This window comes from Dysosmobacter segnis, from assembly GCF_014297285.1.
Classification (GTDB): Bacteria; Bacillota; Clostridia; order Oscillospirales; family Oscillospiraceae; genus Oscillibacter; species Oscillibacter segnis.
Genome location: NZ_JACOQI010000003.1, coordinates 33,917 through 47,358, shown reverse-complemented (window position 1 = coordinate 47,358; position 13,442 = coordinate 33,917). Strand labels below are relative to the sequence as shown.

Here is a 13,442-nt window from a genome sequence, read left to right as displayed (position 1 = left end):
GCCGTGAAACCGTTCTTATCGCCGCTGCTCCGCGGCCAGCTTGCGCTCCTGTCGGGCCTCCCGGACGTTGATGACCGCCAGCAGGACCAGCACTGTCACAAACAGCAGGGTGGAGATGGCGTTGATCTCCGGGGTCACCTTCTTCTTGGTCATGCCGTAGATGGTCATGGCCAGAGTAGAGGAAGAGGACCCGGCGGTGAAGTAGCTGATAACGAAATCGTCAATGCTCATGGTGAAGGCCGTCAGCGCGCCGGAGACAATGCCGGGCTTGATCTCCGGGATGATGACCTTCCAGAAGGCCTGCATCCAGGTGCAGCCCAGATCCATAGCCGCGTCCACCAGATTGCGGTCCATCTGCCGCAGCTTGGGGCCGACGGAGAGGATCACATAGGGAATGTTGAACGTGATATGGGCGATGAGCAGCGTCCCGAAGCCCATGGTCAGGTGGGTGGGGAGCCGGAACAGCCCCAACGTGTTGAACCAGGAGGCGAAGCTGCCCCAACCGCTGAAAAACGCTACGAACAGCAGGCACATGGAAACACCGGTGACGATATCCGCGTTCATCATGGGGATGTTGTTGACGGTCATCAGCGGATTCCGGACCCGGCGGCGCATGGCGTAAAAGCCGATGGCGGCGAAGGTCCCGGCCACAGTGGCGATGATGGTGGCCAGCAGGGACACCAGCAGGGTGGTGTACACACTCTGCATGATGATCCGGTTGCGGAAGAGCTTCGTGTACCAATGGAGGGAGAAGCCCTTCCAGACCATGTTGCTGTTGCCGGAGTTAAAGGAAAAGACGATCAGCAGCACGATGGGCGCATAGAGGAACACGAACACCAGCGCCATAAACAGGCGGTCCAGAAACGAATTGTTCTTCTTCACATCATCACCGCCTGTTCTTCGCCCTCGCCGAAGCGGTTCATGACCACCATGCAGATGACCACGATCACCATCATCACAAGGGAGATGGCCGCGCCCAGATAGGGATTGTACGCGCCGCCCATATACTGCTGTTCGATGAGGTCGCCCAGCAGCATTTCCGTACCGCCGCCCAGCATTTTGCTGATGGCAAAGGTGGACACGGAGGGGACGAATACCATGGTGATGCCGGAGAGCACACCGGGGAGGGACAGGGGCAGGATCACCCGCCGGAACACCTGAACGGAGTTGGCACCCAGATCCCGGGCCGCCTCGATGAGACTGTGGTCCAGCTTGACGATCACGGAATAGATAGGCAGGATCATGAAGGGCAGGTAGTTATACACCATGCCCAGCACCACGGCCCCTTGGGTATTGATCATCCGGAAAAAGCTGATGTCCGTTCCGAAGATGTTGTTGTAAAGGGCGATCAGCCCGATCTTCCGGAACAGCTGATTCAAAAGACCGTTGTTTTCCAGAATCGCCATCCAGGAATAGGTCCGCAGCAGGAAGTTCATCCACATGGGCAGCATAATGAGCACCATGGCCAGCCGCTGGAACCGGGGGCCCTCCTTGCTCATTTTGTAGGACACGGGGTAGCCGATGAGCACGCAGATGGCGGTGGCGATGAGGGCCAGCTTGAAGGAGCGGGTGAACACCACGGTGTAGGTGCCCATTTTGGCGAAGTTATCCAGCGTAAAGCCGCCGACAGAGGCGGAAAACGCGTAAATGACCACCATGATGATAGGGGCCACCACGAACAGCGCCATCCAGATCACATAGGGGATGGCGAAGCGGGAAAGACGGTTATTCTTCATCCCCGCTCTCCTCCTCATCCGACGAAAGGGTGGCGTCGTCCAGCTCATCGTATTCCTCAGAGAAGGAGGAATAATCGCCGAACATACCGGAGTAGGCGCTCTTTTTCATGACGTGGATGCCGTCTGGATCGATCTTGATGCCGATGCGGGCGCCCTCAGGGCAGTGGTCCGTGGTCTGGATCAGCCACTTGAAGCCCCGGAAATCCACGATGATGTCATACTGCATTCCCTTGAAGGTCACGGAGGTGACGGTGCCGGTAAGCTGGCCCTGCTCCACGGGGACGATGTCGATGTCCTCCGGCCGGATGACCACGTCCACCGCCTCGTTGGGAGCGAAGCCACCGTCCAGACAGGGGAAGCGCCGACCGTACATCTGCACCACGTTATCCTCGGGCATAATGCCGTCGATGATGTTGGACTCGCCGATGAAGTCCGCTACGAAGGCGTTCTTCGGCTCATTATAAATATCCTCTGGCGTTCCGATCTGCTGAATGGAGCCCTTATCCATGACCACGATGGTGTCGGACATGGTGAGAGCTTCCTCCTGATCGTGGGTCACATATATAAAGGTAATGCCCACCTGCTGCTGAATCCGCTTTAGCTCGATCTGCATATCCTTCCGCAGCTTCAGGTCCAGCGCCGCCAGAGGCTCGTCCAGCAACAGTACCTTGGGACGGTTCACCAGCGCACGGGCAATGGCTACCCGCTGCTGCTGACCGCCGGAAAGGGCCTCCGGACGCCGGTGCTCAAAGCCCTTGAGGCTGACGGTCTCCAGCATCTCCATGACCCGCTCCTTGATCTCAGCCTCCGGCAGCTTCTGCATCCGCAGACCGAAGGCGATGTTCTCATACACGTTCAGGTGAGGGAACAGGGCGTACTTCTGGAAAACGGTGTTGATCTGCCGCTGATAGGGCGGGACGTCATTAATCCTCACACCATCGAACAGGACATCTCCCGACGTAGGCGTCGCGAAACCTCCGATAATACGCAGCGTGGTGGTTTTGCCGCACCCGCTGGGTCCGAGAAGTGTGAGGAACTCTTTGTCATTGATATAAAGGTTAATGTGATCGAGAACCGGCTCGTCGTCGAATGCCATGCAGAGATCCCGCAGGCGAATCAACTCTTTGGACATGTATCCTCCCCCATTTCATAAGGCCGTTTCCCACCCGTTTTCCGGTGGGGGCCTGAAAAATGCCGCCTCTTCTCTCTGTTAAGGGGGGACCCTGTTTCTTTGAAATTCGGCAATTCAGAATCATAGCGGAAAACCCTTGAAATGTCAAGGAAAACGCCCAATTTTGTCGGGCGTTTTTCAAAAAAGATATTAAGAAGGTATTTCTGGGAAATATTTCTCCCGGAAGGGGACGTTTTCCACTGTAAATTCCTGCCCCTTCAGGTAGTTCAAAAGACCGGCGTCGGTGGGAAAATCAAACCGCAGCTTGTAGGAGTACAACGCCTGCCGGGTCTCATGATAGCGGCGGTTCACATCGCCCTTGCCGTACTTGCCGTCCCCCAGCAGGGGGCAGCCAATCTCCGCCATGGAAACGCGGATCTGGTGGGTACGGCCCGTCAGCAGACGGCATTCCACCAGAGACAGCCCGCCCCGGCTTTCGAGAGTCCGGTAAAGGGTGACGGCGGTCTTGCCGCCGGGCACCGGCTTGTGGAAGAACCGGACCTCCTTTTTGGCCTCGTTTTTCAGCAGAAAGCCCTCGATTTTTCCCTCCGGCTGCTTGGGCCGTCCCACGGTGATGCACAGGTAGGACTTTTCCAGCTCGTGAGCACGGATCTTCTCGTTGATGATCCGCAGGGTCTCCGCGTTCTTTGCGGCGATAACGATGCCGCCGGTGTTCCGGTCGATCCGGTTGCACAGCGCCGGGGCAAAGGCATTTTCCCACTTGGGATTCCATTCCCGTTTCTGGTAAAGATATGCCTGAATGTGATTGATGAGGGTGTTGACCTTTTCTGTTTCGTCAGCGTGGACGGACATACCGGGGCGCTTGTCCACCAGCAGCAGATTTTCATCCTCGTAGACAATATTCAACTGTGGCTTGAACACCGTGAGAAAGAGATTTTCCTCATTGGGCTTGTCAAAGAACTCATCATTGATGTATAATTGAAGAATATCGCCGGTCTCCAGACGGACATCCCGCTTAGACCCCTTGCCGTTGACCTTGATCCGCTTCAGGCGGATGTACTTTTGCAGCAGGGCAGGGGGGAGCAGGGGCAGGTTCTTGGCTACAAAGCGGTCCAGCCGCTGTCCGGCGTCATTTTTTCCAATGGTAAATTCCCGCATGAGCATCCTCCGTTTTCGTTGTGGACTGCTCTCATCATACCCGCTTTTTCTCGTGTTGTAAAGCGCGGAACGAAAATCAAAGAGGCGAAGCTATGAAGAAACAAAAGCAAGAGCAGACCGGTCAGGTCAATTTTGTCTGGGCCTTGGCCGGCGGTTATCTGATCTATTTAGGCGGCAAGCTGCTGTACAGCCTGTACAGGGACGGAGCCGGCAGTTCTCCAATCCTGGTGGTCATTCCCGCTGCGGCGGTGTTCATCGGCGTGGGCTTCTGGCTGCTGCGCCGGGAATGGAAGGCGTATCAGTTCGGCGCTGCCCACAAGGACGATCCCTCCACTTGGAACGATGATCCGGTGGAAGAGGAGCTTCCCGCGGACAACGGCGACGAGGAGGATCCCCTATGACGGAACGGCTGCTGGCGGCGCTGACGGACAACGGCAAATGGCTGGAGGGCTTTACCCGCCTGGGATATGAGTCCACGTTCCGGGAATACTGCGGTCGCTTCACGCCGGACTATCTGGCGGCGGTGCGGGAAGCGGGGGAGTCCGGGCTTCCTGCTTTGGCGGACAGCCTGCTGGACGCCTTGGAGGCCCAGTGGAAGCAGGCACGCTTCTGGAACCGCACAACGGTCCGGGGCGAAACCAAGCAGGTGGTAGTAGGGTATCTGACGCCTATGCTCATGGCGGATCAGGAACTGCGGCCCTTTGCGGGCGTTCTGCGGGACTGTTGGAACCTGCGCTGGCCCAAGGATGTTTATCATGCCGCCGGGTATGAGCGGATCTGTAAGGGCTTCAAGCTGAGAATTTTGGGTTTTGAGGTCCCGGAGAAGAAAAAAGAGGCGCCGTTGGACGATGAAATTTGATCCCACCGCCGTTTTTGAAAAAACTGACGGAAAATCAAAAAAACTGTTTGACATTGCGGATGCAATCCTATATAATACTAAACGTGTCATTGCGAGGTAGCTTATGCTCATTGACGTTAGACCTATTCTGCATATCCCCGGCAAGGAACTGAATTTTCAGTTTGAGCTGGATCTGTCCGATATGGAATTCGGCGGAAGAAATCCCATCAGCCGGCCCGTCATTGTGGAAGGCGCGGTTCGGAACCGGGCGGAAGTCCTTTATCTGGAGCTGACGGCTCACACCACGTTGGACGCTGTGTGTGACCGCTGCGGAAAGGAATTCCTTCAGGAGAAGGCGGTTTCTTACGGCTGTATTCTGGCGGAAGAGTTGCAGAACGAGGAGGATGACGAGATCCTCCTGCTGGAAGACGGCAAGGTGGACGTAGGTGAGTTGGCTCGCGAAGCCTTTATTCTCGACATGGACACGAAAACTCTGTGTTCTGAAGATTGCAAGGGACTTTGTCCCCACTGCGGTGCCGACCTGAATCTGGGACCCTGCTCCTGCAAAAAGGATGTAGACCCCCGTCTGGCGGTCCTTGCAAAGCTTTTGGAGAACAAATAAAGTATAAATAAGGCCGCCTGGCCTTTGTAGATCAAGGAGGTGTCACAATGGCAGTACCTAAGGGAAAAGTATCCAAAGCAAGACGCGATAAGAGACGCAGCTCCACCTGGAAGCTGGCTGTCCCCGGTCTCGTTGCATGCCCCAAGTGCGGTGCTCTGCACCTGCCTCACAGAATGTGCCAGGAGTGCGGCAGCTACAATGGCCGTGAGGTCAAAGTTGTCAAGTCCGTGGCGGCGAAGTAAGAGACAATTGCTTGCTTTAGGAGGGAAGAGAATTCTTCCCTCCTTTACTTTTGCGCGGAACCGTAAGGGTACCGGGTCAGCGCGCCGTGAAAAGTCTCTGTTTTCCCTTGCCATACAGGGGAATTACGGATATAATAGATTCAATCATTCAACTTCTTGCGGCGGCAGCGAAACACACCAACGCCGCTCAGGAAAGGAGTCATCTTATGTCGAAACCTATCATCGCCATCGTGGGCCGCCCCAATGTGGGCAAGTCCATGCTGTTCAATAAGATCATCGGTCGGCGGCTGTCCATTGTGGAGGACACCCCCGGTGTGACCCGTGACCGGATCTACGGGGAGAGTGACTGGCAGGGCCGGAAGTTCACCCTCATCGACACCGGCGGCATCGAGCCCCGGACGGACAATCAGATCCTGGCCTTCATGCGTTCTCAGGCCCAGATCGCCATTGACAACGCCACGGTCATCGTGTTCCTCTGCGACATCAAGACCGGCATGACCGCCTCCGATCAGGAGGTGGCTTCCATGCTCCAGCGCTGCGGCAAGCCGGTGATCCTGGCTGTCAACAAGGTGGACCAGGGCCGCAGCCCGGACATCTATGAATTCTACAATCTGGGTCTGGGCGATCCCATCGCCGTCTCCGCCGTCCACGGCCACGGTACCGGCGACCTGCTGGATGCTTGCGTGCAGTACTTCCCGCCGGAGGACGAGGAGGAAGAGGAAGATGACGCCATCAAGGTGGCGGTCATCGGCAAGCCCAACGCCGGCAAGTCCTCTCTGGTGAACAAGATCTTAGGGGAGGAGCGGGTCATCGTGTCCAACGTGGCGGGCACCACCCGTGACGCCATCGACTCCCGTTTCACCAACGATAAAGGCAGTTTCGTCTTTATCGACACCGCCGGTATGCGGAAAAAGTCCAAAATTGAAGAGGATATTGAGAAATACAGCGTCCTCCGGGCAACTATGGCCATCGACCGGGCGGACGTGTGCCTGATCATGATCGACGCCACCGAGGGCGTCACCGAGCAGGATACCAAAGTGGCCGGTATGGCCCACGAGGCGGGCAAGGCCAGCATCATCGTGGTGAACAAATGGGATCTGGTGGAAAAGGATGACAAGACCATGACCCGCATGACGGAGGAGATCCGCCGGGATCTGGCCTACATGACCTACGCCCCCATCCTGTTTATCTCCGCCAAGACCGGTCAGCGGGTGGACAAGCTGTTCGACATGATCGACTATGTGGCGAATCAGGCCGCTTTCCGGGTCACCACCGGTATGCTGAATACCGTTCTGGCGGATGCCCAGACCCGCGTCCAGCCTCCCACGGACAAGGGCCGCCGCCTGAAGATCTACTATATGACGCAGGTGGGCGTGAAGCCGCCTCACTTCGTGGTATTCTGCAACGACCGGCGGCTGTTCCACTTCTCCTATCAGCGGTATCTGGAAAACTGCATCCGCTCCACCTTCCGTCTGGAGGGTACCCCCATCATCCTGTCCATCCGGGAAAAGGGCGATAAGGAGGATTGACCGTGCAGAGCATCTTTCCAAACGGTGCGCCGCTGCCGCTGCTGCTGGGCGTCGCGGCGGTATTCGCCTACTTTTGCGGCTGCTTCAACGGGGCGGTCATCGTCTCCAAGTATATTCTGCGGAATGACGTGCGGAACCACGGCAGCGGCAACGCCGGCCTGACCAATTTCTTCCGCACCTTCGGCGGGCCGCTGACCTTTGTGGTGATTCTGTGCGACGTACTGAAGGCGGTCGTGGCGCTGCTGGTCAGCCAATGGCTGATGTTCAGCGGCTATACGATCTTCATTTCTGCGGCCTCTACCACTGCGTTTTGGGACACCTTCGCCAAATACTGGGCGGGTCTGTTCTGTCTGCTGGGCCACATGTTCCCCTGTATGTTCCAGTTCAAGGGCGGCAAGGGCATCCTTTCCGGCGGCACCATCGCCATCATGATCGACTGGCGCATCGCCGTTGTGGTCTGGGGCGGCTTCCTGATCTTAACGGCTCTGACCCGGTACGTTTCCCTTGGCTCTCTGTGGGCCGGGGCCAGCTTTCCCTTTATCAGCTGGTACTGCTACCCCCAGACGCCGATCATTGTACTGGCCTTTTGCCTGGGAGGATTGATCGTCTGGAAGCACCGGGCCAATATCCAGCGCTTGCTGGCGGGAAATGAAAACAAACTCAGCTTCCATCGGAAGAAGACTTAGGAGGATAACATGAAAGCAGTTGTAGTTGGCAGCGGCGGCTGGGGCACGGCCCTGAGCATGGTGCTCTGCGACAACGGACATGATGTGACCTTGTGGTCCCATGACCCGGCGAAGGCTGCGGAGATGGCAAAGACCCGGGAGAATTCCAAGCTGAAGGGTGTCCAGCTGCCGGACAGCCTGAAGATCAGCGGAGATTTGGACTGTCTGAAGGGGGCAGAACTGGTGATCTCCGCCACGCCGTCCTTCGCCGTGCGGGAGACGGGAAAGAAGATCGCCCCATACCTGACGCCGGAGACCGTTCTGGTCAGTGTTTCCAAGGGCATCGAGCGGGATACGAACCTCCGCATGAGCCAGATTTTGACGGAAGTCACCGGAAATATCTGTAAAGTAGCTGCCCTTTCCGGTCCCTCTCACGCAGAGGAAGTAAGCATTCGAATGCCCACCGGCTGCGTGTCCGCCTGTCCGGATCTGAAAGTGGCCCGGCTGGTACAGGACGCTTTCATGAATGACTATTTCCGGGTCTATACCAGTGAGGATATCGTGGGCGTGGAGCTGTCCGCCGCCATGAAAAACGTAGTGGCTCTGGCCTGCGGCGTATGTGACGGCATGGGCTATCAGGATAATACAAAGGCTTTGCTGATGACCCGCGCCATGGCGGAACTGACGCGCCTTGGCGAAAAGCTGGGCGGCACCCGGCAGACCTTCGGCGGTCTGGCAGGTATGGGCGATCTGATCGTCACCTGCACCTCCATGCACTCCCGGAACCGCCGGGCGGGCATTCTGATCGGACAGGGAAAGTCCGCACAGGAGGCCATGGCGGAGGTGGGCGCCGTGGTGGAGGGCTATTACGCCGCGGAAAGCATCTACCAGCTCTCTCAGCGGGAGGGTGTGGAAATGCCCCTTTGCCGCAGCGTCTACGAGGTCCTTTATCATGGCGTGGCCGTGCAGGATGTGGTGAGCAGCCTCATGCGCCGGGCCAAAAAGGACGAACTGACAGAGACCACCTGGCTGTAATGCATAACAAAACCACCGGAATGTGTTGCTCCGGTGGTTTTTTCTGAGTTTTATTTAATTCCGCATTTCCAGCTGATCCCAAGGTCACGAAGATTGCGGAGGAACCGCAAAAGGAAGTAAGACTCATCAAAAACGAGCTTCGCCGGGAAACCGGCAGAGCTCATTTCAATGGGATCAGAGGGAATGAAACAGCAAACGGAAGCGGGGGAGTGGTGCAAGTGAAAACTGCCCCGCAGCATACCAATAGAAAAAGCACTCAGACCAAAGTCTGAGTGCTTTACCTGTTTATCTGTACAATTAGACCGCTCTGGTGACCTTACCGGAACGCATACACCGGGTACAAACATAAACATGGCGGGGGGAACCGTTAACGATCGCCTTCACACGTTTCACATTGGGTTTCCAAGTCCGATTGGAACGCCGATGAGAGTGAGAGACCTGAATGCCGAACGTAACGCCCTTATCGCAGAACTCGCACTTTGCCATCCGTTGCACCTCCTTGCTGTTGCGTAATTACATGCTTACATACAAGCACAAGTAGTATCATAGCAGATTCAAACACAAAATGCAAGAAAAATTTAAAAAAATTTGAAAAGTTTTTTTGAGGGGCCGTTCAGCCTGAAAACGGTGAAAGTCTTGCGCCTATGTGGAAAATCATATATAATGAGAAAGAACGAATAAATTGATTTTCTGGCCGCTGGACCGTGTGTGCATTTGGACGCCGGAACAGCGGTGGGCACATTATGAAAGGGTGGAATACGATGAGTGAAAAAGGCACCAGCCTGGCACAATATGTGGAGCATTTCGGACTGGAAATTCTGAACCATGGAGATACCTATGAAACGGACAAGGTAGAATCTACCAACGTCAACCGGCCGGATCTGCAGATTCTGGGCCTGTTCGACTATTTCGACGCCCGCCGGATTCAGGTCATGGGCAAGGCGGAGCTGACCTATATCATGAAAATGAGCGAGAATCGGCGGACCAAGGTTTTTGATGACCTGTTTTCCTACACCATTCCGGCGCTGGTCCTGGCCCGGAATATGGAATGTCCCGCAGAGTGCCTGCAATGCGCCCGGAACCACGGACGGACGCTGCTGCGGACAACCGAGCGGACTGCGGACTTCACCAGTCATACCATGGAATATCTCAGCAAGCAGCTGGCTCCCTGCATCACCCGGCACGGCGTTTTGCTGGACATTTACGGCGAAGGCGTTATGATCACCGGTGATTCCGGCGTCGGCAAGAGCGAATCCGCCATCGAACTGATCATGCGCGGTCACCGTCTGGTGGCGGATGACGCCGTTGAGATCCGCCTTGTGGCCGACCAGTTGATCGGCACGGCGCCGGAGGTCATCCGCAACTACATCGAACTGCGCGGCATCGGCGTCATCGACGTTCAGCAGCTGTTCGGTATGCGGGCGGTCATGCCGGAGTCTCAGATCGACCTGGTGGTGGAATTTGAGCCTTGGGACAGCTCCAAGGCCTATGACCGTCTGGGGATCGAGGATCGGTTTATCGACATTCTGGGCAAACAGGTGCCCTGCGTGACGCTGCCCATCCGGCCCGGCCGAAATCTGGCCAGCATCGTAGAGGTGGCGGCCATGAACAACCGTCACCGCCGGTATGGATACAATGCCGCGGAGGAGTTGGCCAGAAAAGTGGATCTGCATGCAGATCTGGGCAGCAAATCGGCCAATCAGGGAACATAACGGCGATTGGATGTAAGGAGGTCCACTATGGACTGGACGATTGAATTTGATAAGGCTATCGAACAGTATCTGCCGGATCTGGAAGTGCTCCAAGACGAGCCTATGAGCCGGCACACCACCTTCCGCATCGGCGGTCCGGCAAAGCGGATGGCATTTCCTTCCAGCCGGGAGCAGCTGGTGCTGCTGATGAGCTTTGCAAAGGATTACGGCGCAAATCCGCTGGTCATTGGCAACGGCTCCAATCTTCTGGTCCCGGATGAGGGACTGGACCGGCTGGTGATCGACACCTCTGCCAACCTGAACCGGGTGGAGCGGGGAAGCGGGAACACCGTCCTGGCGGACGCCGGTGCTACGCTGGCCCGGACGGCGGATCTCGCCTGCAAATCGGGGCTGACGGGGCTGGAATTTGCCCACGGCATCCCCGGCACGGTGGGCGGCGGCGTTTGCATGAACGCCGGGGCCTACGGCGGCGAGATGAAGCAGGTGCTTCGATCCGCGGCGGTGCTGTTCCCAGAGGAGGGCATCCGGGCGCTTTCCTGCGAGGAACTGAGTTTGAGTTACCGGCACAGTCTGCTGACGGAGCATCCGGAGGCGGTGGTGCTGTACGCGGAATTTGAACTGACGCCCGGCGATCCGGAGACCATCCGGGCAGCCATGCGGGAGCTGATGGCGAAGCGCAAGGCCAGCCAGCCCTTGGAATGGCCCAGCGCGGGCAGTACCTTCAAGCGGCCGGAGGGCCACTTTGCCGGGACGCTCATCGACCAATGCGGTCTGAAAGGACTGACGGTGGGGGGCGCGCAGGTTTCGGAAAAACACGCGGGCTTCCTCATCAACCGGGGCGGCGCAACCTTCGCAGACATGGCGGAACTGATCCGTCAGGTGCAGCAGCGGGTACTGGAGGAAACCGGCGTCACGCTGGAGCCGGAGGTCAAAATCGTTAAATAAGCGGGTGAATACATGGAGATTCTGATCATTTCCGGCCTTTCCGGTGCAGGAAAGAGCCGGGCCGCCTCTTTTTTAGAGGATATGGGCTTTTACATTGTGGATAATATGCCGGCGGCCATGATCCTGAAATTTGCGGAGTTCTGCGCCGGTGGCAGCCAGCGCTATGACAAGGTGGCGCTGGTGTATGATGTCCGCACCGCCAACAGCCCCACAGAGCTGTTCGATGTGCTGGACGTGCTGAAGCACAGCAGCGGCGCATGCAGCCTGCTGTTTTTGGAGGCGGAGCCGGAGACCATCATCAAGCGCTACAAGGAGACCCGCCGCCGTCATCCTCTGATGCAGCAGGCGGATTCTCTGGAAAAGGCGGTGCGGACCGAGCAGGAGATGATGGAACCTCTACGCCAGCGTGCGGATGTGGTCATCGACACCACCCATCTTTCCACAGCCCAGCTCCGAGGTGAGCTGCTGCGGCATTTCGGCAGCGATACTACGGAAAAGGGCGGTATGAGCGTCACCATCACCTCCTTTGGCTTCAAATACGGCCTGCCGATGGAGGCTGATCTGGTGTTCGACGTGCGCTGTATGCCGAACCCTTTTTACATCCCGGAGCTGCGGGAAAAGACTGGTTTGGATCAGCCAGTGGCGGATTATGTGTTTTCTTTCCGCCAGACCCATGATTTTATGGAAAAGCTCCGGGACCTGCTGACATTTTCCCTCCCGCTGTACGCCGAGGAGGGCAAAACGGAGCTGGTCATCGCGGTGGGCTGCACCGGCGGCCGCCACCGCTCCGTAGCCATGACCCACGCCCTGGCGGAGGACATTCGGAACCTTGGGTACCGGGTCCGGGAAAATCACCGGGATATGAACCGGTGACCGCCTGAGAAAGGAGGACGCATGTCCTTTTCCTACGATACGAAAAACGAACTGTGCCGTCTGCCGGTACAGAAGCTGTGCTGTGCCCGGGCGGAGGCCTACGGAATTTTGCTGTTCTGCAATACCTTCAGTGCCACGGAGGTCCGCATCATCACGGAGAACCCCCATTTTGCCGCCCGGCTCCCCAAACTGTTCCGCCGGGCCTTCAACCTGCAATTCGACCGCCAGCCGGAGCCGGAGCAGGAGGAGGGCAAGCGGATCTTCCAGATCACGGATCAAAAAAAGCTGGACCATATCATCAATCTGCTGGGGTTTGATCCCCAGCAAAATCTGGTGCTCCACATCAATTTCGGTATGGTGGAGGAGACCTGCGACCGGGCGGCGTTCCTGCGGGGAGCCTTTTTTGCCGGGGGCAGCATCACGGACCCCCAAAAGCGCTACCATCTGGAACTGACCACCTCCCATTTGCAGGTGAGCCGGGAGTTAGATTCGTTGCTTCAGGAGTGCGGCTATCCGCCCAAAAGTCTCAGCCGGGGCGGCAGCCTCATTACCTATTTCAAGCAGAGCGACCAGATCGAGGACTTTCTGACGCTGATCGGCGCACCCGTGGCGGCCATGAACGTGATGTCTGCCAAGCTGGAAAAGGACCTGCGGAATAGCGTGAACCGCCGCCTGAACTGCGACAGCGCCAATCTGGATAAGGCGGTGGAGGCGGCACAGGAGCAGATGGAGGCCATCCGCCGCCTGCAAGCGGCGGAGCTGCTGGAGCAGCTGCCGGACAAGCTCCAGGAAACGGCGGCGCTGCGGCTGGAATATCCGGAACTGAGCCTTTCAGAGCTGGCGGCGGAATTCGACCCGCCGGTGAGCAAATCCTGTCTGAGTCACCGGCTGCGGAAGCTGCTGGAGCTATCCAGAGACCTGTCTGAATAATACGATTTTAAAAAAGAAAGAGAGA

At 57.3% G+C, this 13,442-nt stretch carries 16 protein-coding genes; 11 read left to right on the top strand and 5 right to left on the bottom strand.

What is annotated here, in order from left to right; translation table 11 throughout:
• Nucleotides 1-15: 15 nt before the first annotated feature.
• The 4 genes from H8Z83_RS04675 to H8Z83_RS04660 form a co-directional block, all read right to left on the bottom strand.
• Nucleotides 16-882: an ABC transporter permease gene (locus H8Z83_RS04675; RefSeq protein WP_320864687.1), complete on the bottom strand. Its 867-nt coding sequence runs from the start codon at nt 880-882 to the stop codon at nt 16-18.
• Nucleotides 879-1,736: an ABC transporter permease gene (locus tag H8Z83_RS04670; RefSeq protein WP_187013974.1), complete on the bottom strand. Its 858-nt coding sequence runs from the start codon at nt 1,734-1,736 to the stop codon at nt 879-881. The genes H8Z83_RS04675 and H8Z83_RS04670 overlap by 4 nt, the downstream gene beginning before the upstream one ends.
• Nucleotides 1,726-2,868 carry a spermidine/putrescine ABC transporter ATP-binding protein gene (potA, locus tag H8Z83_RS04665; RefSeq protein WP_187013973.1) on the bottom strand — a complete coding sequence of 381 codons (1,143 nt, stop codon included), beginning with the start codon at nt 2,866-2,868 and terminating at the stop codon, nt 1,726-1,728. Before potA ends, H8Z83_RS04670 begins: the two co-directional genes overlap by 11 nt.
• Nucleotides 2,869-3,057: 189 nt before the next feature.
• Nucleotides 3,058-4,026 (bottom strand): RluA family pseudouridine synthase, encoded by a 969-nt coding sequence (locus H8Z83_RS04660; protein WP_187013972.1) that lies wholly within the window; start codon nt 4,024-4,026, stop codon nt 3,058-3,060.
• A 92-nt stretch (nt 4,027-4,118) separates the two neighbouring features.
• Between H8Z83_RS04660 and H8Z83_RS04655 the strand changes: the two genes are divergently transcribed.
• The 7 genes from H8Z83_RS04655 to H8Z83_RS04625 all read left to right on the top strand — a co-directional run bounded on the left by H8Z83_RS04655 (nt 4,119) and on the right by H8Z83_RS04625 (nt 8,957).
• Nucleotides 4,119-4,427, top strand: a complete 309-nt coding sequence (locus tag H8Z83_RS04655) for a hypothetical protein (protein ID WP_187013971.1) — start codon at nt 4,119-4,121, stop codon at nt 4,425-4,427.
• Entirely contained in the window at nt 4,424-4,885 is a 462-nt protein-coding gene (locus H8Z83_RS04650; protein ID WP_187013970.1) for a hypothetical protein, read from the top strand. The genes H8Z83_RS04655 and H8Z83_RS04650 overlap by 4 nt, the downstream gene beginning before the upstream one ends.
• A 103-nt stretch (nt 4,886-4,988) precedes the next feature.
• Nucleotides 4,989-5,486: a YceD family protein gene (locus tag H8Z83_RS04645; protein ID WP_187013969.1), complete on the top strand. Its 498-nt coding sequence runs from the start codon at nt 4,989-4,991 to the stop codon at nt 5,484-5,486.
• A 47-nt stretch (nt 5,487-5,533) separates the two neighbouring features.
• Complete coding sequence (gene rpmF / locus H8Z83_RS04640; RefSeq protein ID WP_187013968.1) at nt 5,534-5,728, top strand: 50S ribosomal protein L32; 195 nt, start codon at nt 5,534-5,536, stop codon at nt 5,726-5,728.
• Between the two features lie 206 nt (nt 5,729-5,934).
• The gene (gene der, locus H8Z83_RS04635; protein ID WP_187013967.1) at nt 5,935-7,257 is read left to right on the top strand and encodes a ribosome biogenesis GTPase Der; all 1,323 of its coding nucleotides are present in this window, start codon (nt 5,935-5,937) and stop codon (nt 7,255-7,257) included.
• 2 nt (nt 7,258-7,259) lie between these two features.
• Complete coding sequence (gene plsY, locus H8Z83_RS04630; protein WP_187013966.1) at nt 7,260-7,943, top strand: glycerol-3-phosphate 1-O-acyltransferase PlsY; 684 nt, start codon at nt 7,260-7,262, stop codon at nt 7,941-7,943.
• Nucleotides 7,944-7,952: 9 nt separating this feature from the next.
• Nucleotides 7,953-8,957 (top strand): NAD(P)H-dependent glycerol-3-phosphate dehydrogenase, encoded by a 1,005-nt coding sequence (locus tag H8Z83_RS04625; protein WP_187013965.1) that lies wholly within the window; start codon nt 7,953-7,955, stop codon nt 8,955-8,957.
• 297 nt (nt 8,958-9,254) lie between these two features.
• Here the strand turns inward: H8Z83_RS04625 and rpmB are convergent, their stop codons facing one another.
• Entirely contained in the window at nt 9,255-9,443 is a 189-nt protein-coding gene (gene rpmB / locus H8Z83_RS04620) for a 50S ribosomal protein L28 (protein ID WP_187013964.1), read from the bottom strand.
• Nucleotides 9,444-9,718: 275 nt separating this feature from the next.
• Between rpmB and hprK the strand changes: the two genes are divergently transcribed.
• Genes hprK through whiA form a run of 4 tightly spaced genes read left to right on the top strand, consistent with a single transcriptional unit; the run spans nt 9,719 to nt 13,417 of the window.
• Nucleotides 9,719-10,669: an HPr(Ser) kinase/phosphatase gene (gene hprK, locus H8Z83_RS04615; protein WP_187013963.1), complete on the top strand. Its 951-nt coding sequence runs from the start codon at nt 9,719-9,721 to the stop codon at nt 10,667-10,669.
• A gap of 27 nt (nt 10,670-10,696) precedes the next feature.
• Nucleotides 10,697-11,614 (top strand): UDP-N-acetylmuramate dehydrogenase, encoded by a 918-nt coding sequence (gene murB / locus H8Z83_RS04610; RefSeq protein ID WP_187013962.1) that lies wholly within the window; start codon nt 10,697-10,699, stop codon nt 11,612-11,614.
• A 12-nt stretch (nt 11,615-11,626) separates the two neighbouring features.
• The gene (gene rapZ / locus H8Z83_RS04605; RefSeq protein WP_187013961.1) at nt 11,627-12,487 is read left to right on the top strand and encodes an RNase adapter RapZ; all 861 of its coding nucleotides are present in this window, start codon (nt 11,627-11,629) and stop codon (nt 12,485-12,487) included.
• A 21-nt stretch (nt 12,488-12,508) separates the two neighbouring features.
• Nucleotides 12,509-13,417 carry a DNA-binding protein WhiA gene (gene whiA, locus H8Z83_RS04600; RefSeq protein ID WP_187013960.1) on the top strand — a complete coding sequence of 303 codons (909 nt, stop codon included), beginning with the start codon at nt 12,509-12,511 and terminating at the stop codon, nt 13,415-13,417.
• The last annotated feature ends 25 nt before the right edge of the window (nt 13,418-13,442 follow it).

What these genes read in the sequence shown, in the direction of transcription:
- H8Z83_RS04660 (WP_187013972.1), bottom strand. Translation starts at nt 4,026, where the DNA reads ATGCGGGAATTTACCATTGGAAAAAATGACGCCGGACAGCGGCTGGAC.
- rpmB (WP_187013964.1), bottom strand. Translation starts at nt 9,443, where the DNA reads ATGGCAAAGTGCGAGTTCTGCGATAAGGGCGTTACGTTCGGCATTCAG.
- hprK (WP_187013963.1), top strand. Translation starts at nt 9,719, where the DNA reads ATGAGTGAAAAAGGCACCAGCCTGGCACAATATGTGGAGCATTTCGGA.
- H8Z83_RS04670 (WP_187013974.1), bottom strand. Translation starts at nt 1,736, where the DNA reads ATGAAGAATAACCGTCTTTCCCGCTTCGCCATCCCCTATGTGATCTGG.
- murB (WP_187013962.1), top strand. Translation starts at nt 10,697, where the DNA reads ATGGACTGGACGATTGAATTTGATAAGGCTATCGAACAGTATCTGCCG.
- rpmF (WP_187013968.1), top strand. Translation starts at nt 5,534, where the DNA reads ATGGCAGTACCTAAGGGAAAAGTATCCAAAGCAAGACGCGATAAGAGA.
- whiA (WP_187013960.1), top strand. Translation starts at nt 12,509, where the DNA reads ATGTCCTTTTCCTACGATACGAAAAACGAACTGTGCCGTCTGCCGGTA.
- der (WP_187013967.1), top strand. Translation starts at nt 5,935, where the DNA reads ATGTCGAAACCTATCATCGCCATCGTGGGCCGCCCCAATGTGGGCAAG.
- H8Z83_RS04655 (WP_187013971.1), top strand. Translation starts at nt 4,119, where the DNA reads ATGAAGAAACAAAAGCAAGAGCAGACCGGTCAGGTCAATTTTGTCTGG.
- H8Z83_RS04625 (WP_187013965.1), top strand. Translation starts at nt 7,953, where the DNA reads ATGAAAGCAGTTGTAGTTGGCAGCGGCGGCTGGGGCACGGCCCTGAGC.
- H8Z83_RS04645 (WP_187013969.1), top strand. Translation starts at nt 4,989, where the DNA reads ATGCTCATTGACGTTAGACCTATTCTGCATATCCCCGGCAAGGAACTG.
- potA (WP_187013973.1), bottom strand. Translation starts at nt 2,868, where the DNA reads ATGTCCAAAGAGTTGATTCGCCTGCGGGATCTCTGCATGGCATTCGAC.
- rapZ (WP_187013961.1), top strand. Translation starts at nt 11,627, where the DNA reads ATGGAGATTCTGATCATTTCCGGCCTTTCCGGTGCAGGAAAGAGCCGG.
- H8Z83_RS04650 (WP_187013970.1), top strand. Translation starts at nt 4,424, where the DNA reads ATGACGGAACGGCTGCTGGCGGCGCTGACGGACAACGGCAAATGGCTG.